Consider the following 23,833-nt stretch of genomic DNA (forward strand, 5'->3'; position numbering starts at 1 on the left):
TGTCCGCTTTTAGAATATGCACTTTTGCAATTTCCTTAGCGGACGGTTTGATATGTTGGTGTCTATGTCGGATAAAGAACTTAAACGATTGTCGGTCTTGCAGGAAATCTGTGATCAACGCATAACCCAGTCCCAAGCTGCTCAGCTACTTCATATTTCAGAGCGTCAGATCAGGCGTTTATTGCAAAAATACAAAGCTCAAGGCCCAGCTGCATTAGCCCATGCCGGTCGTGGTCAAATCAGCAATTCCAGGCTTCCTGAAGAGCTCAGACTCAAGTGCCTCAATATTGTTTCTGATCAACTGCATGGTTTCGGACCCACTTTAGCGCATGAAAAGCTCACCACCGTTCATGGCTTTGATATTTCAGTGGAAACACTGCGTTCCTGGATGATTGCAGCCGATTTATGGACTCCTCGTGCCAAGCGTCTGAAACGCCCGTATCAGCCTCGTTATAACCGGGACTGTTATGGTGAACTGATCCAAATCGATGGCTCACACCATGACTGGTTTGAAGGTCGAGCCCCTAAATGCTGTCTGCTGGTATTTATCGATGATGCCACAGGCAAATTACAGCATTTACGCTTCTGTAAGTCAGAATCAACCTTTGACTATATGATTTCAACACGTTTGTATGTTGAGCAGCATGGTAAGCCTTTAGCCTTCTACAGCGATAAACATTCAGTCTTCAGGGTGAATCAAAGCAGTAAGAAAGACACCAAGATTACCCAGTTTGGGCGCGTACTCAGCACCCTGAATATCGATATTATCTTCGCTAATTCACCACAGGCCAAAGGCCGTGTAGAACGAGCCAATAGAACGCTTCAGGACCGTCTGATCAAAGAAATGCGTCTGGAAGGCATCAGTTCGATTGCCGAAGCCAATGCCTGGCTACCCTGCTTCATTGAGCAGTTCAATCAGAAGTTTGCCAAGATGGCCTTTAATCCCAAGGATCTACACCGGACTGTCACTGAAACAGCCGAAGAATTAGATGATTTTTTTACCTGGCGTGAACCCCGCAGAGTCACGAATAGCCTGACGATCACTTATGATAAGTGCGTATATCTCTTGGAAAAAACGGAAGAAAACCAAAGATTGATTGGCAAGTATCTTGAGTTTCTGGAATACCCGAATAGTACAGTCGCGATTGAATATCAGGGAAGAAAAATCAATTACAGCATCTTCGATAAATTAAGTCAGCTCAACCAGCGAGAGATTGTTGAAAATAAACGTTTGGGTTCTGTATTAGCCCATATTCAACAGCAGCATGAAGAACTAGAACAACAAAATAAACGCAATCGTTCTCAAAAGATGCCAAGCAGACGTGCACAGAAAACAGTAATCAAAGAACGAAATCTGAATCCTGTGCTTGACTTGGAAATGTCGGTATAGGACATTTCTATTTGGTTTTAAGGTAGGACATTTCTACTTAGGAATAACAGAACAAATTGAAACATATAAAAATCAAAAATTTATGCTATAAATAATTTGCTCGACGATGTCGAAAAGCCGACTTGGAAACAAGTCGGCTTTTTTATGAGCAGTTTTGATATATTTTGCCAATAAAATTGATTAAAAAGCGATCAAATCGTAATTTCCTTCCGATTCCTTAAGGCTTCCATTTCTGAATTTATCCCCATTTCTTACGGATAAGCTTTGGGATAATTTTTGATGATTTCTTGTACGCTTTGGCTTACAGCATTTTACGAAATTGTTTGTATCCAAGCACCAGTGAAGTCCCTATGATCGATCTATATGAACAGGATGTTCAATGACTTAAAACAAGAATAATCAGTCAGACACCATGACCATTAGGTAGTCAGCCCTACCTATGCGCTCCACACCGAAAAATCCCGACATGACGTCGGGATTTTTTATTGTCATTTGAATAATAATTCAATTAAGCATAAAATATAGATTGTAATCTATATTATGGTTGTAATATGTGGACAGTCATTACAACGGATCTGTTTAACGAATGGCTTGCACAGCAAGATGAATCTACACAAGAGAAAGTACTCGCAGCGTTGGTCGTTCTACAGCAACAGGGACCAAGTTTAGGTCGTCCTTTAGTAGATACCGTCTATGACTCCAAATTTACCAATATGAAAGAGCTACGTGTTCAGCATCGAGGTAAACCACTGAGAGCCTTTTTCGCGTTTGATCCTTTACGACAAGCTATTGTGCTGTGTATCGGTGATAAAGGCGGTAAAAAGCGTTTTTATAAAGAGATGTTAGATATTGCCGATCAGCAATACGAAATTCATCTTTCAACTTTAGGAGATCAATCTAATGGCTAAGACCCTACAAGAATTATTGGCTAATCGCTCTCCAGAGAGTCAAGCTCGTATTCAACAAATGGCGGATGAATTATTGTTGGAAACTCAGCTTCACCTTATTCGTGAAGAGTTAGAGATTTCTCAAAAAGAACTGGCTGCAACCCTTGGAATCAAACAGCCTTCATTGTCAGCAATCGAAAATCGTGGTCATGATCTTAAAATTTCAACGATGAAAAAGTATGTCGAAGCAATGGGCGGAAAACTTCGTATAGATGTAGAGCTTCCAACAGGAAAACACATAGGATTCAATGTCTAATAATAAACCTTTGAAAAATAGTAGTAAATTACTTGTTAACTTGGACAAGTTTATATTTTTAGTCAATGCTGCTGATAGCCTAGAGGAAATTGAGATTATTAGAGATTTATGCTGTGACTATTTTTCACATTGTAAGAAGTCAAGCTATTACACTGATATTTTCGACAATGCTTATTGGATAAAATATTACGAAATAACTTAATCTTTCCAGATTCGCATAAGAGATTTTATGCTAAATAGATATGAGAAAGGCCATAAATTGTGACTTTTTCATATACGAAGAGAGCTGAGAACTTTCGTTTTATTGATTTATTCAAAATGAAGCTGATATTGATGTGTGGTGATTTTAATTTTTAGTTGCTTATATTTTCTTTTCGTAGCGCTCAGAGCTGAATTAGACACTTCTGTATAAAATATAGGATCATTCATCAAATCAGAAAATAATTTATATCCAATCAATAATTTACTGTATTTATTCCCCTCTTTGAGATTCGTTTCAATTAATTGATCTAAATCTTTTACAGAAAAACTATACATATTAGCCTAGATAGAGTGTTTCTGAACGGGCACCATACAGGGTTGGCGATAAGAACTAAAGTTAAATTAGGTATTGATATATGGAATATTATTGTAAAAATAATAGCTTAAACTTATATCGAGGCTAAACTTTACTCCTTTAATAGTAAAAATCTTATTCAGGATCCAAGATATATCCTTCTAAAAGACTTTAGTCCTTCTCTTTTTCAAGTCAAATTTACCCGTAATTCTGGCTAGAATACTCTCTCAAAATTGCATATACCCTATATTTATCTTGATATAAGGTCTTTTCTATAATTTTTTGGATATCTTCACTAGTCCATTTTTGCTGCTTAGCTTTAAAAATAAACTGTGATTGCAGAACAAATGAGTGTTCACCTTTTCTTAAATAAAGATTCTTGACTTTTTTTTGCATAAGAAACAATTCAATAACCTATAATCTTAAACTTTATACTAGTTGGGAAAAATTTACTTTTAATTATAACTTAATAAAACACTTAACTTGTAAAGAAAACTAAATTTCAGTTACTTAATAGACAAAAAAATATTATTATTTTTGTATCAGTAATGTTTAATATTCTTTGGATTGTATGTTGTGGGTTCTTATAGTATTTCTAGGTTTAATCAGTACACTATTAATTATTTCCATATTAAAAGAGTATTTTAAGAATCCTTTCAAATAGAAGAATAAATTCTAGTTTGTTAAGGCTTTGTTGCACAAAGATTTAAAAGTTAAGACTTCTCATGTCTACTCAAATTTAAATGACAACTCGGGTATGTGGTCTGCCTAAGTCCGTAAATTTATTTAATACTGCCATACGTGCATGAATCTGATTGACTTGGCTTTGAAAATTTCTCGCACTGAGTTTATCCCCTAATAATTTGATGCAATGCATCTTGGTTTCAACCAAACTTCGCCGATGATAGCCTGACCATTTCTTCCAAATAGTTCTTCCTAAACGTTTAACTGTTCGAAGCAACTCATTGCGTTCTAGCGAGCCCATCTTTTTATCTTTCCATGGCTTCGCATTTTTTCTTGGTGGAATCACTGCATGTGCTTGCCGATCCGCAATGACCTGTCGGCACTGTTTGGTATCATAAGCTCCATCGGTATAGACGGAGTCAACTCTCTCATCTTGTGGAATCTGATCGAGTAAATCACCAAGTACCTGTGAATCACTCACATTGTTGGTTGTGAGCTGAACAGCGCGTATTTGTAAGGTTTTAGCATCTATACCAATATGTAATTTACGCCATTGGCGACGATATTCAGGCTGATGTTTTTTACGCTTCCATTCACCCTCATTTGTGGACGCAATAAAGCAATTTGACCTTCTGCCTCAACTTGATCGTCACCTAGAGTAAAAACTTCTTTAACGGTATTTTCTTGATTGAAATTACGATCAATAAAATCTTTATTATAGACTAGAGTTTTTATTGGTTCTTCACCAAGCCATTGAAGTAAACAATGTGTGTAGCCTAATGGTTGATCTATAATTCTACCAATTGTAGTTTTTCCAGACCCATTTGCCCCAAATATAAAATTTATCTGCTTTAAACCATCTAATTGTGTTGGTACACTATAAGTAGCAACATTATTTATATAGACTCCAGTAAGCATAGCTTTACCTATTTTTAATTTGCACGATTTAAAATTTATTTTTTTAGATTATATAGTTACATACAAATATCATCTACTAATTTTAGAAATATATAATAGCCCCATAATAAATAACGGTCGTTTTCTTACATTCGGAACAATATTCTAAAGTGATTTAATTTTTGCCATCCAGTATAAGGTCTTAGATATGAGTCGATTAACTTTTATAAACGGTGCGATTGTTTCTGCGTCTGATGTTCGCAAATCTTGGAGCAAAATTATTCAATGTGTCAAAGAAAGTCATAAACCTGTTTTTGTTTATACGAAGAATACGCCCGAAGCTGTTGTTCTGAGTTTTGAAGAATTTCAAAACATGCAGGAAATTGTTGAAGCCGTCCGGCGTGAACAGCTAGGACAACAAATGGTTTATGATCTTTTGGATATTAATCAGCTCACTGGTCAACCGATCAAACACATGCTTTTGAACCCCAAAGGTGTATTTGAAGAGGTAAATGGACAAGAAAAATAGCTTTTGAGGATATTAGCGGATTCGTGATTAGAGACAAGCTGATTTAAAAGTCATCTTATATTTATATTCGTTGCACAATGAGCTTTGATTTTCGTGAAATAATAGGAAGTGAAAACATTTTCGTAAATTAAGTAGCCCTGATGACATAGAGTTGACTAAGTTTATTGAAAATTACAAAGAATGCTTGGATGTCTATAGAACTATATTAAATAATGCACTGGGTAAAGTAATAGACTCACCCCCGGCGCAAACTTAGGAGAATCTCACACATTACCAATGAGTAAAGGACTATTTGAGTTGCGCTTAAAATCTCAAGAAGGTATTGCTCGTGTTATGTATTGCACACTAGTCGGTAAACGCATTGTAATGCTCCATAGTTTTGTTAAGAAAACCCAAAAAACACCTAAGCAAGATCTAAACCTAGCACTTGACCGCATGAAAGAGGTGAAAAATGCGAACACATGAAGAAATGAAAGCACTTGCATTATCTCGTTCAGCAGTGCGTACCGAATACGAACGAATTGAACGTGAAGAAATGCCCTTGCTCGATATGGTACTTACTGCACTTCGAGAGGCAGGTCTATCCCAAGCGCAAATCGCAGAACGCATGGGAACAAATGTACCTGCCGTTTCACGGCTAGAAAAAGCATTGATCACAGGCAAACCATCACCATCTATTGCCACATTGCAAAAATATGCTGCGGCAATTGGTAAACATGTTGAAGTGCGTTTTGTCTAAATAAAAAAGCACCCTAGGGTGCTTTTTACCAATTCACTAATCAATCAACTTTACACATTTAGCAACAACATCCTGTGCCTATAGACCCTTATCTTTGAAATTACTGTTATACGCACGATCAATATCTCTTAAGCCTTCTTGAATTTCTGCTTTTGATGCATTTTTGTCTGTTAGTATTTCATTCCTTAAGCTTTCCTTGGAAACCCCTTTAAGCCTTGCATCCATTATAAGAGACTGATTATATGCATCCTTTACACACTCATTGCGCTCTTTTAAAGATAATTTATTTGGAGTGCAGTGTGCTTCCCAAATTATTGCAAATTGAATAACCACGGTAGCTATTCTTAGAATTTACCTCTCCGCAATATCCTTTTATATTTTGGAATTGGGCTGAATCAGGATCTTTTAAGGTGCTTAAGATAGCTTCTTTTGACTCTTTTTCCACCTTTGAGCAACCATTAATCCCTACCAAACCAAGAACTAAGCTTAAAAAAATAATTTTTTTCATATAATATCAACACCTTAAAATTAGCTAATAATCATGTTATGGCCAAATTCATCTTCACTATTATCAAATTGCTCCACGAGCACAAAAAGCTTTAAATCTTTTCGCCCACCAATGCTGTTTTCCTTCCAGTTAATGATTGAAAGCGCGTCATAAAGCGCAAAGTAAGGAACCCCATTGGAATCAACATCCACTAGCAAACCACAACGACCAAATACCAGAAGTTCAAGACAAATTCTAATGAAGAGCTGTTTAAGGCCAAATCCATCATTAGTTGCATTAGCGATAAATTCTTGAAGCAAAGTACTTTCGATCACAATATTTGGCGGTAGCTTAGAAACCAAACCAATCATCGTACGTAGCGAATCTTGAACCCATAATGGATACTGAGCACGGCTTAGATAAGCTTTATAGATCTCTCCGGCAGTATCCCCCTGCTTTTCTGCTTCAATCATGCCAGCCGATTTAGCTAGGTACTTTGTCTGAGCCTGTTTGATCTACTCTTCGCCGGCAACGGCGTCACGCATAATCTGCCAGCTTTTTTGTGCAGCAATATACTGCGGATGTTTATCAGTAACTGCCATAAAAACACCAATAAAAAAGCACCAAAAAAGGTGCGTTGTTTAAGACATTCCGCGAATCCTTCGAACTCCAACAGATTTCTTGTCGATCGGAAATAAATAAGCAATTGGATATGTACCTGCATCATTCATATGGTCAAAACCGGCACTCTTATCCGGCTGTCCATAATCATCATAGATTTGTCGCTCTAGGCATTTGGCAAAGTGAGGACATTTATCTACATTTACGAATAATCTACGCTCAGACAAAGTATTGCAGAGCATACCGTTCATTGAGTTAATACGATCTTTAACTGCTGGGTTTCTACTGTTCACATGGACTTTAAAACCTGCCTTTCTTAATAAAGCCAGATCTGTCTCACTAGCATTACTCGACTTTCGATTCTCACCTGAAGCATCGGGATAAACTGCAACCTCGTGATTAGGATATCGCTCTTGGATAGCCTCAATCATTGCTGGAGTATCGAATAGATTAAAGAACTCATCTACCGCATGCATATGCTCACCACGGCGAACATATACCACAGCAGCCATTTTAGTTACGTTGAAGTCCATTCCCACATGAAGAACATCATTAACCTTAACTGTTTCACTTGATGCACTTAGCAACCGGTTAAAACAATAGTAGATGACACCTTGATAGCTCTCAAAGCTTGCTTCATGTTCCTGACTAAATGTCTTAGGATCCATTTTGCGTTTAGCAACAATGATTTCAAACTCAGGAATATTTCCACCTTGTAATGAAGTGTAAGAAAAGCTTTTACAGTCTGATGCCCTGGCTGACCATCCATGAATGTGTCATAACAATGGTTAAAGCCTTTAGGCGTACCAATTCTTAAAACATGGCCACCAACTCGCTGTTCGCCGTTCACCATATACTTACAGGTAGAAAGCATCGGGCGAAGCACTTCTTCCCATGCAGCCCATTTACAGTCGGCCCATTCATCAATAATTAAGAAAAATAAACCAGATCCACGAAGGTCATCATAGTTATCTAGACCAACGACACGGATAATATGGCCACTTCTTAAAGTAATTGAACATTCAGTTTCATTAGGCTTACCAGCTCGCCAAGATGCTGGAATAGCTTGTTTTAGTCGCTTCCAGAAAACCCGTTTTGCTTGCTTAAAGGTAGGCGCTGCATACCAGATTTCATTCTCTACCGAAACATTCCATTTAGCCGCTAGTCTTGCGGCTCTTCGCATTTCCGCTTTGGCCAAGAATGTTTTACCGAAACGTCGGCCATAAACAGCATCACGTAATCGAGCTTCTTTTTGCCAGCCCCACAAATAAATATTGGCTTGCTTAGGCGTTAATTGAACTGAACCTTCTGGAGGATTAAAGAATTGGCTCATTTGGTATCTCCTCATCAGGATTCAGCACAAGCTTGTAATCCTCTTCAGGTGGATTTACCTCACGTTGTAACTTCTGAAGTTCAAGTTTTTTAATCTCAAGTTCTACTTCAGCTTTAGTTTGGTTCGCTTCAGAATTACCACCTTTATTATTTTGTTCCCCCTTCTTCTCATAAAACCCTTTCATGATCTTTTGTATTTGGTCCACGATCTTAATTGTCATGGTCACATTGTTTTTTTAGTCCAAAGCAAATCACTTAAAATCTTCAACTGAACAATGTCATTTGCTCCACTGATTTTATTTAGTGGCTGACTCAAATACTCTTCCCGTGTATTTTCGAAAATTTCTTTGAGTTCCTTACTTAAGTCTCTCCCAGCAAACTTTGTAGGGTCATATGACTCTACCTGCTGTCTCGAAACATCAATGTCAAATTCCTCCTTGACGAGACTTACTGTTTCTTGAGGGGTGTTAAACACAGCAAGCGATTGTACAATAAAGAGTTTCTGCTTTTTGTTTAATGTCGCCATTTCTCTCTATCCGTCAAGGTACGTCAAGGAAACATGGCAAAAAAAATGAGCCAAAAGGCTCAGGTAATTACACAGTTTCCACAGCATTTAGAAATATCTAAATCAGAAACAAACGGCGGGGTTTTAGCGACTTCAACAAGCCGCTTAACACTGTCATTAGCTCCCCAGCGCTTAACAACACCGATGAACTCTTCCACATCGTGGCCAGCTAAATAGTGCTTTGGTAAGCCAGTATGATCGCTGTAAATAATCTCACCGTCCGAATCTCGCTCTACACCAATGTGATAGAGCTCATGTTCAAGCAAAGCACAAAATTCGTTATCGTTTGCCTTTTCACAAAAGCTTGCATCGATAGTGATTAAGTAAATTGGAACAAAACCGAACCAATCACGCATTTGCTACTCTTGACGGGCTTTCTTCCAGCCGCCTTGTTGAAACATAACCTTTTCACATTGGCCGAGCACCATGCGCTTAGCTCTCGTATAAGCAGTAGAAGCCCATGCAAAAGCCAAAAACCCCTCATTGTCATGAAGCATCTCAGCGATATGGTCATGATCTGGATTATGTAAAGGTCCACCAAGTGTAAGAAAATTAGCAACTACCCAATTTTTTAAATCAGACGCAGGTACTATGCGAATCGCTTCCTCTTCATCTATTTGGTCAATAAAATCAGTTGGAGGAAATGGTCTGATCTGATCCATTAAATATTTGCCTCTTTAAATTTTTTAGCCATTCACTAGCGTATTCAGTCCGTAACTGCAAAAGTCCAGACTCATCAATGCGGCATCTTGAAGCTGTCTCTATGCGAACTACGGTGTAGCCCATCTCTTCAGCCACATCGTAACAATCAAGACTACAAGCTTTATTTTTAAGTTTGCCCTTACGACCGCCAGACCATGGACCACCCGCAATTTCAACTAGTATTCGATACTCAATTAAATGAAAGTCAAACCGCCAGTGCTTAGCAGACTTAAACTGAAATTTCTTTTCATATTTAATTTCCAGATTATCTAAAGTTTCAGTAAATTCTTCTTCTGCCTCTAGATATTTTTGTGTAGGCTTTGGCAGTGGCCAGCTTTTAGGTTTAGTTTTAGGTTCTTTTTTCCGAGTAAGCCAAAAGTATTCTGTAGAATCCATTATTCTTACCCATAAAAAAAACCGCCCTTAGGCGGTGGCTAAACTCACAGGCAATATAGTATTACTTCTTAAAAGTTGACTTATAGAGCTTTGAATTAAAGTAATCCGTAATTTCTTTACCTTCGGTTTGAATTTTTTCCTCATTTAAAGGTAAAAAATCTAATTCAGATTTCAAGCTCATATACTCTGGAATAAATTTCTTTATAGGCGGAGGTGGTTTAGGTCCACCTTCTGTAATTTTTTCGATAAATCCAGCTAACCATAAAATATACTCACCTTCTGAATTATGAGGAGGAATCAAACTCACATCTATTTTTACTTTACATTCATCTAATGGTCTACTGAACAATTCAACAAAATCAATAAAATTAAATTTTAATTTAAATTCTGTTCCCTCAATTTCTCTGCGTATACATGTCATAAGTAAGTTCATATTTTCAATACAGTCATGTGAAAATAATTCCTCATCTTTAATTTTGTTATAAACATTTTCCGCAAACATGAGATACTGTGGCATTTCAGCAGCTCCTCATTTTTATAAAGTATTTTTTCTTAAGGTAGTCCTATTATAACAATGTTGCAACAAGAAATTTTCCATTTTTTAGTTTAAGGAATTTTTTAAAATTATAAAGACGATTAGATTCAATAAATTAGTACGAATAAAAGCTAGGAAAGTTTGATTTTTCTAATGAGCTTTGAAATGGATTATTGTGTTTAGTTGATCAATTTAAAAAGCTTGCCTAGTAGGCAAGCTCCCCCTTTTTGATATTTGCGCTGATCAACAAGGTTTAGTGTTACCTACAGCAACACACTGATAATACAGAAATATTTAAAAATAAAAAAGCCCACTTCCTATTTTTATTCAGAAATGGACTTAGCGAAAAAAAACGCTTAAACCTGAAATAGGAAATATCTATTCGGAAATATCTCCAACTTCATATTGGCATAATATTTAAGCACTAGCAATAGGGATTGAATTAAAAATATCAAATATTCATATTTAAATAGATAAAGATTTCTTTTTTTAAATGGTTTTATTTTTAGCCTACATAATTTTTTTACTTATCAAGACTTATAAAGAATATGTGTCCATCAATAGGTAATACTTAATAATGTCTTATGTGCAGTAACCATTAGGCTCTAGAGAGTAAGAACTCAAACTGACTAAAAATAAAATAATTAATTTTCAATATCAATGATCATATACTGCAAAGTTAAGTATATTCCAACTTCTCCATTGTTGAGTGCCTCATATAAGTCTTCATCAACGAAATCTCCAGATTCATCATATAGCCATTTATGAATTTGAATAATTTGTATATTCCCTTTTTTGTCTATTCTTGCTATTGGGTCTATTACGGACCGAACTATCACCTTCTTCTTCGTCTCAACATCAAGCAATGTGATAATTGTCATTTTAAAATCCTTATAAATATCCTGTATAACAACTACGCTCAATCAATAAAGATTTTTATATTTAAATTACTCAAATAGCAATCTTTTCAATCTAAAAAATAAATAAAAAACACTTTAATAGTATGTGCCTATTAGAAAAGGTACCTTAAATATTCTACTAGCAATAAAAAACCGCTTTAAGGGCGGTTCATATTATTCATCAATCTGATCATGCAGTTTTTTGATAAACTCTATAAGCTTTTCTTTACTTGCATCATTAATTGCAACTAAACCAGTACTTGCTGCATTATTTAAAACCGCTACTGTTATATCGCTTTTCGCTTTGATTTTCGCACTTTCAACCACCGCATCATATTCAATATTATTCATTACCATTTGTTAGTTTCTCATTTTATAAAGTGAGAGACATTAATAATATGAAATCAGCAACTATTCAAGCACCTACTTAAGATCATCAGGCGTTTCCAAATAACACCCGTTTTTATTACAGAAAGCATGAATGTCGTTTAAGTATTCGGTTAATTGAACTGTACTTGCGTCTGTAGTGCTCATTAGCTCACATAGGCCACTTGCTACATCTTGGTAGAGAGGATGCTTAGAATCTTTCAACTCTCTTACAGCCTTGAATGTTTTCTTGTATTGGCCAACGTCATCGCAATCATAGATTTTTGCTAAGAAGTTTTTCTTAAAGAACAGATGCTCGTAATCTTTATCTTTACCTTGACGTTTAGCCCATTGATTAAGCCACATCCAGTACAAACGGTTTTGAGCCTTCGAACGATCTTTCTCTTGTGGTGCGATCAATACAACTAACGGCTTCCCTTCATTCGCTGCCTTAGCATGATTCACATTAAGAAAGTTAGTTACTGGTGAAATGTCGCAATGGTTCTTAACAACATGTCGGAATTCCATTTTGACCTCGCAATAAAAAACCACCCGTGGGTGGCTTGATTTTTTTTGATAAATTAATCAACAGCTCAAAAATGGGTAACTGTCAGATCGAGTTTGGACTACAACACTTTAGCTCATCGATTTACCAAAGCGCTAATCTTCACACTATTGTTTAAAATCCAGTAATCAAACTGTGATGCTAAAGCTTTTAAATTCCCCTTTTTAATCTGCTTAGGCTATTTTAACCATAGTTCATCTTCTTGCATGATTTTTAACATTAAATTAAATATAACCAGTAGAGTAACATTTTTTTTATTAGGACCAACAACTCTTTGAAAACTAAATTTAACTGTTCTCTCAAGCACTTTCAGATTAACTGGATAATTCTGTTTGTCTAAATTTAGGTGATCTCCAATAATTGGCTCTATACCAGCAATAAAATTAGCAATTTGTTGCTCATCATCTTTCTTTATGCATTGAAAATGTAGAAAGTTTTTACGTAATTTTCCAAATAATAATAATACCTTAAGTGCATTGACCACGTTCAACTCTTTAGGTATATCTTTCCCCTTATCATGTTGGTTATGCAAATCAAGGAGAGGAATTATTTCATCAGAACGTGTCAGTTTCTTAGCTTTGTCGTAAAGCTCATCAAACCAACCCACATCTAAATTTTTATTACTAACATAATTCGTTTTTAAATTAAAATTTTTGGGGTCCATCCATTTAGTGCTCATAAATTGACATCGCTGCATCCATTCTTGTGCTTGAATATCTTCGCTTGAACGGCCATCTCTTAAACTTATCAAACGTTGAAAAGGCGTCAGAGTACTATTCTCGATACTAAACTTCTTTTCTTGTCGACCAGCAATCATAACTGGCTGTGTTTGCTGATAAGAGTTAAACCATTTCTGCTGCTGAGTATAACGATTTAAGTTTATGTACTCTGTACTTGAATTCACTGGACCAAAACACTGTTCTAGGACTTTTTTTGAAATGATACACGGCGAATTGTAAATTCGATCGACTGCTAATAAATCCAAAACATGAAGATAATTTGAAGCCGTTTGTTCAATACTGCTATGCCCCATCCAAGAGGCAAGCACCTGCCATTTATGTTGAATAATCTCTTCATGAGCACGTGCTTTAACACCAAACAATAAATCACGCATCTTTTTTGCTTTTACCCAAGGACAATCTGTATATGTTTTAATCATTTCTTTTGAACCCAGCAAAGTTATTGCTAGATAGTTAGCAGCACTGTGGCGCAACGTATGAAAACTAAAGCCATGATGCATACCTAATATTTGGTTAAACAACTCTACTGTAATTTTGCTGATACATTGATCAGTTAATACACGATGATTAACACTAAAAAGTAGATCATCCTGCTGATTAAACAAATATTGTTCATAACGATGTTGTATGTAATGTTGTACTACTAAAAACTCATGTTCTGACAAGGCAATTTTCAATGGTATTTGACGATTTGCACTTTGCGTTTTCAGACGGCGATATGAATTGTTCTGAATATGAAGCGTGATATTATTAAAAGCTGTATTTTCTTTTTCTTTATAAAGTAACTCTGGGCAAATAATATCTTGTATTTTAAGACAACGAACTTCATTTAATCGGAGTCCAGTTCTATAACTTAGTAAATACATCAGCTTTAAACAACTCAGATGATCGACCCACTCTGATGCCGTTGGCTCTTGACTTAAATGTTCTAGTTTTTCCAATAGCTTGCCAAATAACAAAGGGCTTACTAGGCGTGCATTGCAAATTTGTAAATGCTTAAAACTTGAATTCTGTAACACCAATACCTCTGGTGCATTAAAATTATCTATACAAAATTGATGAAAATCTTTTAGGCGACCAAAACGGTATTCTGCTGTTTGGTGCATCTTACGAGAGGTTTTTCCTTTAACAGCTTCACGTTGAGTTGCTTGTGCATCTCGTTCACTGCTATATTTCAACAACTGTCGATATAAATCTTCATAATCATCAATGGATTGTTGCTTTAAATCCAATTTATTAAGCCAAATTTCAAATATAAATTCTTTAGCAAATGATCCTAAGTAGCTTTCAATAGTTGATAATTGAAGCCCTCTTTTTTTTAAATGCACTAACCAGTGAATTAAGCGTAATTGGGCTTCAATTAAAGACTTTTCTTCCGTATTTGCATCACGCATCTTCTTCTCTAACACCCTTCTGATTTCTTGCCAAAAACGTAGCGTGCGTTCTTCTTTATTCCTCTTTTTATCTAAGCGCTCAACTTTTTGACCTTTACGTTTCTTTTGATCAAACAACATCAACTCATACGGAATCGTTTGTAATTTGCTTTGAGCAGTCGGAACTTCAGGATGTAACTGCTCTTGTTCAAAATGAATAGGGTGATTCTCTGGTTCTATGACTTGATTGCATTCATTATTCCACAGCAATCCAAATTCGGATGGCCGTAAGGCGACGGTATTAATCTCTTGCTGAAGCACATTACTCAAAAATATATCTATACTGAGGTTTGGATTAAATTCGAGTACCATTTGCACATCATTAAATGCACGAAATCCACGGCGTTTAATTTGATATTGCAGATCACCCAGACTTTTTTTCCTGCCTATATTACTCAAGCTTTCTAAAATACAATCTTCAACTGACTGTAGCAGACGAAATTCTTTCTGAGTAGCTTTCAACTTCTTTAAATATTGCAAGATGAACTGCGCATAGGGGTTAAAAAAAACATGTTTCCATTGGTACAACTTTCCCTGTTCTACATCGTTGCCATATTGAGAGTTTTCAACACGATAATGTAGTACCAATGGATTAGTGATCCTTTGGTAATCAGAATGGTATAACCAGAAACAATTTAGATCTGTACCAAGCTCAATGGCATCCTGCAATTGCTTCTGAATAGTAATCAAATGCTGTTCATCTGCACAGCCTGAAATATATATAAAACTTAAGCATAAATTTCCCCATAAGTACTTCGGTTCAACGCAATATTCAAATGAATCTTGCCAATACTGCCTTAATTCTTTGACTACCTGGATATGTAAATGCCCCTGTTCTAATCGTGACTCTGTACTCTCAATTTTTCTAGGCAGTACGATCCGTTTAGTATGTGGATTTAGCCTAATTCTGTATGATTTTTTATCTACATTCTGGTTGAATTGCTTCCTTCTATTATTAAATTCATCTTCAGTAAATTGCATCAGTTCTGCTTGTTCGGCTCGGCTCAAATCTTGACTCAAACAATCAGCACTATCTTTAATGTCATGCCATCTTTCAGCGATCTGCTGATCAATTTTTTGCTGCATGTCTTGCGTCAGTACTTCAGGTAAAAAAGGCTGTCTATCTAGCGACTTTTTCACCAATTTCTGAATATCAACAAATAGATCTTCTAGTTGTGTTTTTATTAGTTCTTTGATTTTTTGCATACAACTATTTTCGCTCTAAGTGTTTAATCGATAAAGATTTGACATTATCTTGCAATTGCTGGCGGGCTTGCTGTACATAGACATTTGGAATAAGTGAAGAATACGGATGAAAAGCCTCTCGGTCACGTTGGTCATGACCATAAAGAGCCTGAATTAAATGGAATGCTAAAGCAGTTTTTTTTTCTTCTTTTTCTTCTTTTTCTTCTGCATACATCAAAAAATTCATATCAAAATGACGTAACCAATTCGAATACATTTTTTTGGGAAAGACTCCTTGCATATATGTATTTACCCAGATCCTTGATAACGGGATTAACTTAATCCGTTTACTCTGCCACTCTCTAATAGTCATCGGAAGATTCTCTTTACTAAAAATGACCTTGCCAAAAAGATCATTTACAGTAATCTTCTTCTTTGCAAAGACTTGTCTAAAAAATGAGCCGTACGCTTCAATAATTTGTTCTAAAAAGGCTGTGTAATTTTGCAGTGTTTTTATGAAAAAATCAGATAAAGGGATAAAACGACCATCTTTTCTTGCTTTACTATTTCTTTTATCGTTTACATATAAAAGCTTGAGCTCAACACAATAATCATCCAAATTCCCCAACAGGTTTTTTTTAGGCCGACTTGCCAAACTCAACAAGCTGATATGCCACATCCAACACGCATATGCATTAAGTTGATTAATAATGTGCTTATCTTTTTGGATGTTTTCGTGACAATGTCTATGTAAATTATCGAATTGCTCTCTCACAAAATCGGGTTCAAGTGCCAGTTGGCTCCCTATCCTTCCTATAGATAATGCAGATTGCACTTGGAATTGTTGTCGCAATATTTTGAGTTCAGCCGTGTCTTCAGTAAATTGCGAGGAATGTGGTGTAAGTGCTGTTTCTACAAAGGCTAGATATGTGCTACTGAGTTGAGTTTTCGGTAGCCCTCCATAATAGATACCAGGCATGTGATGCTGACTATCCCGCCCAGCAATTACATGAGCAAGATATTCATTATATGTTTCATAATATATATGAAAATATAATTGAGCCTGCAGTTTTTCAACAGTGATCGAACCTACAAACCGATTATCAAGCCAATTCTTAAGTTTGGTATTAATGTGTGTTGAAGAAATTAGTGGATTCGATGCTTGTTCTATATAGTCAAACCAAGCAGAAGGTAAATGTAGTTGATGTGTTATCACTTCATTCCATCGCACATGATTTAAGCTCTTAATCTTCTGCTCTGTAATTGTAAGATTTAATTTTAGTAAATATTCGCGACGTCTACTTGAACCATTTTGGATCAACGTACCCTCCTGAATAAGGTCATTAAAATTCATCAGTGCAACGGGTGATAATCCCGTCAATAAAGACAATAAACAGGCAGCAGCGATCGCCGCATTCCTCGGTCGTCCTGATAATTCAGCTCTTAGCACATAAACAATTTGCTTCAGTATATCTGGCGCCAAATAATGTGGATTTGTAATAAATGGCGCATGACGGCGTTGGCGATGCCGCGTGTAATACGCAGCATAATCACTAATTAAATGATTAAAATTTTTAGTTTTTTCATCTTCAGAGTATAATTCTACTTCAGTGTCCAATAACTCAATTTCACCATCTTCATCTTTGTAAAGAGAGGCATCATAAAAACTGATCTTTGCGTTATGTCCGATATCTTCATGCTTACCTGCTTTTATTTCACGAAATTTTTTGAGTTCATTTCTAGTTGGCCATTTCAAAACTTTGCTTTTTTTTGACTTACGCTGACGATGAACAACACGACGATCATCTAGTCTTTTAAAAATTATTAATAGAGCCGATAAATACTCTATGACTTGTACTTGTTTGAAATCTTTAATATTAAAAAGTTGATTACGATCCTCTTTTTTCAAATTACGTTCGTACGTGACATAACAATTTAGCAGCTTACTACATTCATGAAATAATTCAGCATTATTAGAATCCAGCACATATCGTGAGACATAGCGTAAAAGGTCACAAACATGTTTTTGCTTATTCTCAGCTTTATCAATTTTTGCAAATTCTTGATACTGCCGATATGTTAAAAAACTCGCTTGTAGAATCAAATAACGTTCAGACGACAGCTCTTGAGTATTACTAGTAGTCGGACATGCAAAATAACTTAAAGAAGCTAGAAAATAATATTTACCTAATTGTCTAGAGCTAGATATATAGCCATATATCTGTTGCGCTTCCTTATATAGAGCATGGGCTTTTTCACGTAAATCATCTGATAGATCGACAAATTGTGTATTCACAACATGATTGCGTAATAAGCAATAATCGTTTTGGAATTTTTCTGCTAAATCTAAAAATTGCTCTTCTGCTTCAATCTTCGGCATATTCATTTTCGCTTAATATTTTTATCACGCTACATTGTTTAAATTCATTGTGATCAGAACAATTTGGTAAAAGTTGATCCTTTATTGAATTCTTTGTTAGCTTAAAAAATCTTGCAAAAAATTTAGCACCCAGTTCTTTCTGAGCTTTTCTTTCAAAGCACAAATGTTGTTGTGATTTTTCGATAAAATCATCAAGATTATGTATCAACTGTAAGATTGCAACATAATTAGAATGCACACGTAAGCCTGGCTCCGTTTGCATCAATAGCAAGATTTTTTGCCAAATTTTAACATAGATTATTTTGAACTTTGCTTGTACTACTACTTTCTGACTCTGTTTAATCTTTTTGATTTTCAGTAGTTCTGAGTTAATTTTTACTATCTCAAGTTGAAAATTTTTTCGGTCAAAGCAAAAGGGCATGATAAATTGCCCCATAAAAATTTCTATATTTTTTACCAAATAGTCAAATTTTAACATTTTTATCGATATAAAAAATGAGCATATCTTTGTATATGAAACTTCATTTAATTTATCAACTAAATTTTCTCAAAATTACAATTCTCAACAAATACATACGGTTTACTTATCTAGGGCGGTCTAAATTTTAAGAATTCTTCCAATTTTTTTTAGTTTTCTGTTATTACATGAAATAATACCGTTGTATTACATTTCGATATGCTGTGTATGCAGCATTGATCAAAAAGATTCTCTGCTATACTTATTACGTCACGTGTAGCATCAATGGAGTTTAGAAATGCTCAGAACCACTGAACAGAAAAGAAAATATATTCAAGCGACACGTTCGCAAAACTATCAAGCCAGCCTAAAGCTTGAAGGCATTACAACGACAGCTCAAACAACTCAACAGAATAAAGCTGAAATCTTGCAAAAATATAAGAAGTATTCGCAACCCGAATCTTAGTCAGGTGCATGTATGGATAAATATGGGGAAATGGGTGACAGCCTGTATTGTTACCCTGGCACAAATATCCTAAAAAATAAACTCAATATTCGTGATGAACAAATTTTAGAACAAGCTGAACTGGAACTGTCTGGATTAGCAAGTAGCCTCATTGAATATGCTGAACCACCTTACGACTTACAATACTTAAAATCAATTCATGCGCAGCTCTTTGGCGACTTATACGACTGGGCAGGAAAGTTAAGACAAATCGATATTTCCAAAGGTGATACCCGTTTTTGTAATTTTTCCCGTATTGAAATTGAAACTACTAAATTACTTAAACCACTTCAAGAAAAAAGGTACTTTCAAGGCTTAGCATCACAACAATTGATCCCTCAACTTGCCGACTTGTATTGTGAGCTTAATGTCATACACCCATTCCGTGAAGGCAATGGACGTACACAACGGATTTTCTTTGAGCATCTGATTGCTCATTGTGGTTATGGTATTGATTGGTCTCGCATTGACTCTCAACAACAATGGATTCAAGCCAATATTGAAGGTTTTTATGGTAATTTAAATCCATTAATTCAGATTTTTGAAATATGCTTTATTCAAAATACCTAAAATTTAAGTAGTCGGGGCCCACAATCCTTAATAAGCCATTATCTTTGCTTCATTCCACTGGTTAATTTACCCAATAAACCAACAAACACGATTCTTAGAAATCTTAATACTCTTCGGGTAATTTAGGATCGTAATATTCAGATTACTTATCTAGAATTGAATAGATCGTTAACTTAGATAGACTTTTAAGCAATGTAACTTGCCGCATATTTATCAACATATGTCTCAAAAAAGTCTGCCTATACATAGATTTATGGCGTTTAGTGCTTAAATTTCAGATTAATCTTCGTCTGATGACCGGAATGGATGTTACAGATTACATGCAGGTGAATTGCTCTGTGGCTGTATCATGGCTTTTGTGTAATCCAATCCATTTGATCCAAATGTTCTCTTTTGCAATAAAGCAGCCTCTTCTGCTTTTCCTGAACCAACGAACTATGTCATTGATTTGATCCAATCGACAACAGTGATGCTGAATCAAATCTCCAAAGAAGGGATTAAATGCAAGAAATGTAGTAAGAAAAATAGGGGATGGAAGTTATTATCCATCTAATTGGAACCAGCCCATGAGTCGAGATCAGTTGAGTAAGTATCATTTTAAGTATAAGAGAAGGATGGCTCACCTCACTTCTCCGAATAACAACGCTATGCTTTTCAACCCAAGTTAGATATTAGCAACTACATTTCATTCTTCATCATGCTAGTCTTATAGCATGTAGACAATTACTACATCATTTGCATTCAATGCTCAATACAGCCTGTCAGCAGAACCGCAGGGATACTTTTTTCCGTGCATACATGTAGTGTTTAAATCCATTCATTTTTCAATGATGCTCTACCGTTTATCACATTTATGGTCGATCTTTAACCTTGTGAAAAATGCACATACCGATCCCTTCAAACTGTCAAATTTATGTATACATGACATTTAAAGAAAATTATCTGATCAATTTTTTAGGTAAAATTCCTTAAGAAAAAATTTATTATTATTCATAACATCACTAACAGCCACATAAAAACAATAATTTAATAAATTATTCTTCCAATTTTTTTAGATTTAGTGTTATTACCTCAAAATCCATGTTTGCCGCCTTCTATTACATAAATAATTTAGAAGTATCCACGATATAAATTGCTTGCCCTTACACCTCTCCCCCTCTCACGCCCAAAAAATTCACACTAAAAGGCAGACTAAGCCCGTACGAGTTACATATCCCCGCATGCTATGTTGAAAGCATTTAAGAAAATATCCTCAATATTTATAAGATTTTTAAAATATGAACTACTTTTCGAAGAACCCTTTCTAAGTAATGTGACCAAAAAGAAAAAATTAAATACTGAGATTTTCTTATCAACAATCAGTCAAAGTACATCCTGATGAATTTCTGTAACCGATACCCAAAGACCATACCTACCTTCCGATGTGCTGTGCAACAAAGCCCTCCTCAACCACACTATAGCTATAGATTAATTCCATTATTTTGTGATTTAATTAAATTATTAAAGTTTAAGACCCAATTTAATGGATTTATATTTCACTAAACCCGAAGAAGTTGTGACTCTTTTAAGTGAGCGTTTACGTAAGCAACGACTCTTTCAGGAGCTGTCTCAAGCTGAGGTTGCAGCACGCGCAGGTGTCGGCGTGAATACGGTTTCGAATCTTGAAGCGGGACGAAATGTATCTGTTGAAAACTTAGTACGAATCGCGATGGTCTTGGGCCGATTAAACGAACTTCAGGAGCTGTTCCAACCTCAGCTTAACAGTGTAAATGACATTTTACGCTATGAGAGTCAAAGTAAGCGACAGCGTATTAAGAGGAAGGGATAATGCTCAATAGACTTAATGTTTATTACAACGGTTGGGGTGAAACTTGGCTGTGGGGAACGCTGATTAGTTCAACTGCCACAACTGGTAGACCCAACATTGCTTTTGAATATAGCCCAGAAGCAATACAGCGAGGTGTTGAGCTCTCTTCTTACTTACTCCCTTTAAAAGGTCTACCATTCAGACAGGGTTTTCCTACTCATCAAATGGGACTCCCAGGTCCAGTCTATGACGCTTTACCAGATGGTTGGGGCTTGTTGTTGATGGATCGATATTTTCGAAAAATTGGACTGAATCCAGCACGAATCGGCCCTTTGGAACGTCTAACTTATATTAGCACCCATGCAATGGGGGCCCTCTCCTTTGAACCCTATGTCGCAGAGATGCAAACTTCAGAGAATATCCCCCTGCCGCAATTGGCACAGGAGGTCCAAGAAGTCCTCAAAGGAGAAGGTGGCGAATTTTTACAACATTTGCTGGTCATGGGGGGCTCCCCCCAAGGTGCCAGACCCAAAGCATTGGTTTACTGAGATCCTGTCAATTTAGAGTTTTCGACTCAAGCTTCTAATCAACATGAAGCCTGGCTGATTAAGTTTCCTGCTCAGCAAGAGCACCCTGAAGTCTGCGCCATTGAAGCCGTCTATGCAGAATGTTTGCGACTTTGTGCAATCGAGACTCCAGATACCTATTTCTTTAATTTGCCCAATGGTTTAACAGCTTTTGCTTCTAAACGATTCAACCGTCAAAATGGCATGCGGATTCCAATGCAGAGTTTGGCTGCATATACCGGAGCAGACTATAAAGTTCCAGGTAGCCTAGACTATCGCAATTTTCTCCGGGCAACTTTGATGTGTACGCAAGATGTGCGAGAAAGGAAGCATGCTTTTAAACGTGCTGTGTTTAATGTACTTTTCAATAATCGGAATGATCATACCAAGAACTTTTCATTTCTCATGGCAAAAAATGGTCAATGGAAATTAGCTCCAGCCTATGATGTGACCTTCTGTGAAGGTCCAGGTGGTTATCATCAAATGGACATTATGGGAGAAGCGCTCAATATTTCCCGAAATGACATACATAAACTCGGTACTTCAGAAGCGAATCTGACTACTCTAGAAGTCGATGAGATCATCTTAGCCATGCGAGAAATTGCACTTCAATTTAGTCAAATTGCGCAGCGCCTGTATCCCAATCAAATTCGAGAACCTACCCTACAGATGATTCAATCACGAATTCAACAAAATATTGATTTTTTAACGGCAACGTAAATGGAATCCAAATTAAGAGCATGCTCTCATATTCAAATAGGGTTTGAGCTAGTACAGAGTTTTAGGATCAAACCAAATCGAAATGTTTCCTCGATTAATTAAGGCTTGATTGTATTTGGACCAGTTGATTGTACGGTAGATATTTGGTGTAGGCTTCTTCATTCGGAAATTATATTGCTGAATTAGACCTTACGAACAGCTTTGTGCAACAAAGCCGATTTTATCGCTTTAGCGCCTTAACTTATTTAAGTGGCGTAACCTACATAACTTATGTATCCTATTTAAGTGACGTAAGTTATAGCACTCTTTGTCAGGAATCTGTCCACTTATTCCAACGATGATGCGGGTTGCAGCATTGACTTAAATCACCAGTGCTCAGTGCTATAGTCATCATGTTGCTTTTATCACTTTAGCGCCTTAACTTATTTAAGTAGCGTAACTTACATAACTTATGCATGCTATTTAGGTGACCTCAGTTATAGTGTTTCGTGTCAGGAATTTGTCTACCTATCAGCGTCCGCGGAGCTGCAGGATTTCTGGCTTTGCTGTTCGCAACGAGGCCCAATTCTTAAGTTCCGTATAAGGCATAATCAATAACGACATCTCAACTGATAATTAGCGCAGTAACTTTAGCCAATCCCGCTGCAATTTCCTTGTCAGGAATTTGTCCACTTATTCCAACGATGATGCGGATTGCAGCATTGACTTAGATCACCAGTGTTATGTGCTCATCGTGTAGATTTTATCGCTTTAGCACCTTAACTTATTTAAGTGACGTAACCTACATAACTTATGTATCCTATTTAAGTGACGTAAGTTATAGCACTCTTTATCAGGAATCTGTCCACTTATTCCAACGATGATGCGGATTGCAGCATTGACTTAAATCACCAGTGCTCAGTGCTATAGTCATCATGTTGCTTTTATCACTTTAGCGCCTTAACTTATTTAAGTAGCGTAACTTACATAACTTATGCATGCTATTTAGGTGACCTCAGTTATAG

The 23,833-nt window shown here is 36.2% G+C and carries 21 protein-coding genes and 9 pseudogenes; 12 read left to right on the plus strand and 18 right to left on the minus strand.

The genetic code is table 11. The features are described from left to right. Positions 1 to 64 precede the first annotated feature (64 nt). The 4 genes from J655_RS23590 to J655_RS0104920 all read left to right on the plus strand — a co-directional run bounded on the left by J655_RS23590 (position 65) and on the right by J655_RS0104920 (position 2,795). Positions 65 to 1,390 carry an ISNCY family transposase gene (locus tag J655_RS23590; RefSeq protein ID WP_001280604.1) on the plus strand — a complete coding sequence of 442 codons (1,326 nt, stop codon included), beginning with the start codon at positions 65 to 67 and terminating at the stop codon, positions 1,388 to 1,390. Positions 1,391 to 1,941: 551 nt separating this feature from the next. Further along, on the plus strand, positions 1,942 to 2,298 hold the full coding sequence (locus J655_RS23595) for a type II toxin-antitoxin system RelE/ParE family toxin (protein WP_000269901.1): 357 nt from the start codon (positions 1,942 to 1,944) through the stop codon (positions 2,296 to 2,298). Further along, positions 2,291 to 2,593, plus strand: coding sequence for a helix-turn-helix domain-containing protein (locus J655_RS23600; protein ID WP_001140619.1), 303 nt, complete (start codon positions 2,291 to 2,293; stop codon positions 2,591 to 2,593). The genes J655_RS23595 and J655_RS23600 overlap by 8 nt, the downstream gene beginning before the upstream one ends. Continuing rightward, on the plus strand, positions 2,586 to 2,795 hold the full coding sequence (locus tag J655_RS0104920; protein ID WP_000069471.1) for a hypothetical protein: 210 nt from the start codon (positions 2,586 to 2,588) through the stop codon (positions 2,793 to 2,795). The genes J655_RS23600 and J655_RS0104920 overlap by 8 nt, the downstream gene beginning before the upstream one ends. A gap of 107 nt (positions 2,796 to 2,902) precedes the next feature. Here J655_RS0104920 and J655_RS23605 read toward each other — a convergent pair whose 3' ends face one another. From J655_RS23605 to J655_RS23615, 3 genes and pseudogenes are all read right to left on the minus strand, one after another. Next, positions 2,903 to 3,130, minus strand: coding sequence for a hypothetical protein (locus J655_RS23605; RefSeq protein ID WP_000286812.1), 228 nt, complete (start codon positions 3,128 to 3,130; stop codon positions 2,903 to 2,905). A 758-nt stretch (positions 3,131 to 3,888) separates the two neighbouring features. Continuing rightward, positions 3,889 to 4,434, minus strand: a pseudogene (locus tag J655_RS0104925) (IS5-like element ISAba13 family transposase); the annotation flags it as partial. Beyond that, positions 4,362 to 4,751 carry an AAA family ATPase gene (locus J655_RS23615; protein ID WP_002072923.1) on the minus strand — a complete coding sequence of 130 codons (390 nt, stop codon included), beginning with the start codon at positions 4,749 to 4,751 and terminating at the stop codon, positions 4,362 to 4,364. The gene J655_RS23615 and the pseudogene J655_RS0104925, both read right to left, overlap by 73 nt. A gap of 187 nt (positions 4,752 to 4,938) precedes the next feature. On the opposite strand from J655_RS23615, the gene J655_RS23620 reads away from it, so the two are divergent. The 3 genes and pseudogenes from J655_RS23620 (at position 4,939) to J655_RS23630 (ending at position 5,998) form a co-directional block, all read left to right on the plus strand. Next, positions 4,939 to 5,259, plus strand: a complete 321-nt coding sequence (locus tag J655_RS23620) for a type II toxin-antitoxin system Phd/YefM family antitoxin (RefSeq protein ID WP_000088946.1) — start codon at positions 4,939 to 4,941, stop codon at positions 5,257 to 5,259. Between the two features lie 255 nt (positions 5,260 to 5,514). Beyond that, positions 5,515 to 5,724, plus strand: a pseudogene (locus tag J655_RS23625) (type II toxin-antitoxin system RelE/ParE family toxin); the annotation flags it as partial. After that, entirely contained in the window at positions 5,711 to 5,998 is a 288-nt protein-coding gene (locus J655_RS23630) for a helix-turn-helix domain-containing protein (protein ID WP_001258992.1), read from the plus strand. The pseudogene J655_RS23625 and the gene J655_RS23630, both read left to right, overlap by 14 nt. 78 nt (positions 5,999 to 6,076) lie before the next feature. Here J655_RS23630 and J655_RS25360 read toward each other — a convergent pair whose 3' ends face one another. The 14 genes and pseudogenes from J655_RS25360 to J655_RS23685 form a co-directional block, all read right to left on the minus strand. Next, positions 6,077 to 6,331 (minus strand): hypothetical protein, encoded by a 255-nt coding sequence (locus J655_RS25360; protein WP_000236586.1) that lies wholly within the window; start codon positions 6,329 to 6,331, stop codon positions 6,077 to 6,079. Continuing rightward, the gene (locus tag J655_RS24980; RefSeq protein WP_004882762.1) at positions 6,282 to 6,506 is read right to left on the minus strand and encodes a hypothetical protein; all 225 of its coding nucleotides are present in this window, start codon (positions 6,504 to 6,506) and stop codon (positions 6,282 to 6,284) included. Before J655_RS24980 ends, J655_RS25360 begins: the two co-directional genes overlap by 50 nt. A gap of 38 nt (positions 6,507 to 6,544) precedes the next feature. Further along, positions 6,545 to 7,087: pseudogene (locus J655_RS0104935) on the minus strand (hypothetical protein); the annotation flags it as partial. 39 nt (positions 7,088 to 7,126) lie between these two features. After that, positions 7,127 to 8,439: pseudogene (locus tag J655_RS24985) on the minus strand (terminase). Further along, positions 8,423 to 8,964 (minus strand): annotated as a pseudogene (locus J655_RS23650) (DUF2280 domain-containing protein). Before J655_RS23650 ends, J655_RS24985 begins: the two co-directional pseudogenes overlap by 17 nt. Before the next feature lie 59 nt (positions 8,965 to 9,023). Continuing rightward, a pseudogene (locus J655_RS0104945) lies at positions 9,024 to 9,665 on the minus strand (putative metallopeptidase). After that, positions 9,634 to 10,101 carry a hypothetical protein gene (locus tag J655_RS23655; RefSeq protein WP_000378524.1) on the minus strand — a complete coding sequence of 156 codons (468 nt, stop codon included), beginning with the start codon at positions 10,099 to 10,101 and terminating at the stop codon, positions 9,634 to 9,636. Before J655_RS23655 ends, J655_RS0104945 begins: the two are co-directional and overlap by 32 nt. A gap of 61 nt (positions 10,102 to 10,162) precedes the next feature. After that, positions 10,163 to 10,618, minus strand: a complete 456-nt coding sequence (locus tag J655_RS23660; RefSeq protein WP_005071565.1) for a hypothetical protein — start codon at positions 10,616 to 10,618, stop codon at positions 10,163 to 10,165. A gap of 662 nt (positions 10,619 to 11,280) precedes the next feature. Then, a complete protein-coding gene (locus J655_RS0104950; RefSeq protein ID WP_000152660.1) occupies positions 11,281 to 11,517 on the minus strand; it encodes a hypothetical protein in 237 nt (78 codons plus the stop codon). Positions 11,518 to 11,709: 192 nt separating this feature from the next. Then, positions 11,710 to 11,892, minus strand: coding sequence for a hypothetical protein (locus tag J655_RS23665; protein ID WP_004795942.1), 183 nt, complete (start codon positions 11,890 to 11,892; stop codon positions 11,710 to 11,712). A 66-nt stretch (positions 11,893 to 11,958) separates the two neighbouring features. Beyond that, positions 11,959 to 12,429, minus strand: coding sequence for a hypothetical protein (locus J655_RS23670; protein ID WP_032053360.1), 471 nt, complete (start codon positions 12,427 to 12,429; stop codon positions 11,959 to 11,961). A gap of 215 nt (positions 12,430 to 12,644) precedes the next feature. Next, on the minus strand, positions 12,645 to 15,845 hold the full coding sequence (locus J655_RS23675; RefSeq protein WP_032053362.1) for a site-specific integrase: 3,201 nt from the start codon (positions 15,843 to 15,845) through the stop codon (positions 12,645 to 12,647). 4 nt (positions 15,846 to 15,849) lie between these two features. Then, positions 15,850 to 18,204 (minus strand): hypothetical protein, encoded by a 2,355-nt coding sequence (locus tag J655_RS23680; RefSeq protein WP_032053364.1) that lies wholly within the window; start codon positions 18,202 to 18,204, stop codon positions 15,850 to 15,852. Then, positions 18,191 to 18,682: a hypothetical protein gene (locus tag J655_RS23685; RefSeq protein WP_228132283.1), complete on the minus strand. Its 492-nt coding sequence runs from the start codon at positions 18,680 to 18,682 to the stop codon at positions 18,191 to 18,193. The genes J655_RS23680 and J655_RS23685 overlap by 14 nt, the downstream gene beginning before the upstream one ends. A gap of 277 nt (positions 18,683 to 18,959) precedes the next feature. Between J655_RS23685 and J655_RS24235 the strand changes: the two genes are divergently transcribed. From J655_RS24235 to J655_RS0104955, 5 genes and pseudogenes are all read left to right on the plus strand, one after another. Further along, entirely contained in the window at positions 18,960 to 19,127 is a 168-nt protein-coding gene (locus J655_RS24235) for a YhfG family protein (RefSeq protein WP_068555624.1), read from the plus strand. A gap of 12 nt (positions 19,128 to 19,139) precedes the next feature. Further along, positions 19,140 to 19,736, plus strand: a complete 597-nt coding sequence (locus tag J655_RS23690) for a putative adenosine monophosphate-protein transferase Fic (RefSeq protein WP_032053367.1) — start codon at positions 19,140 to 19,142, stop codon at positions 19,734 to 19,736. A 349-nt stretch (positions 19,737 to 20,085) separates the two neighbouring features. Continuing rightward, a pseudogene (locus tag J655_RS25710) lies at positions 20,086 to 20,338 on the plus strand (DNA polymerase V subunit UmuC); the annotation flags it as partial. A gap of 920 nt (positions 20,339 to 21,258) precedes the next feature. After that, entirely contained in the window at positions 21,259 to 21,564 is a 306-nt protein-coding gene (locus tag J655_RS23695; protein WP_032053371.1) for a helix-turn-helix domain-containing protein, read from the plus strand. Continuing rightward, a pseudogene (locus tag J655_RS0104955) lies at positions 21,564 to 22,829 on the plus strand (type II toxin-antitoxin system HipA family toxin). The gene J655_RS23695 and the pseudogene J655_RS0104955 overlap by 1 nt, the downstream one beginning before the upstream one ends. A gap of 57 nt (positions 22,830 to 22,886) precedes the next feature. Here J655_RS0104955 and J655_RS25245 read toward each other — a convergent pair. Next, positions 22,887 to 22,991: pseudogene (locus J655_RS25245) on the minus strand (IS5/IS1182 family transposase); the annotation flags it as partial. Between the last annotated feature and the right edge of the window lie 842 nt (positions 22,992 to 23,833).

The organism is Acinetobacter sp. 1294243, from assembly GCF_000588015.1.
In the GTDB taxonomy this organism is placed as follows: domain Bacteria; phylum Pseudomonadota; class Gammaproteobacteria; order Pseudomonadales; family Moraxellaceae; genus Acinetobacter; species Acinetobacter pittii.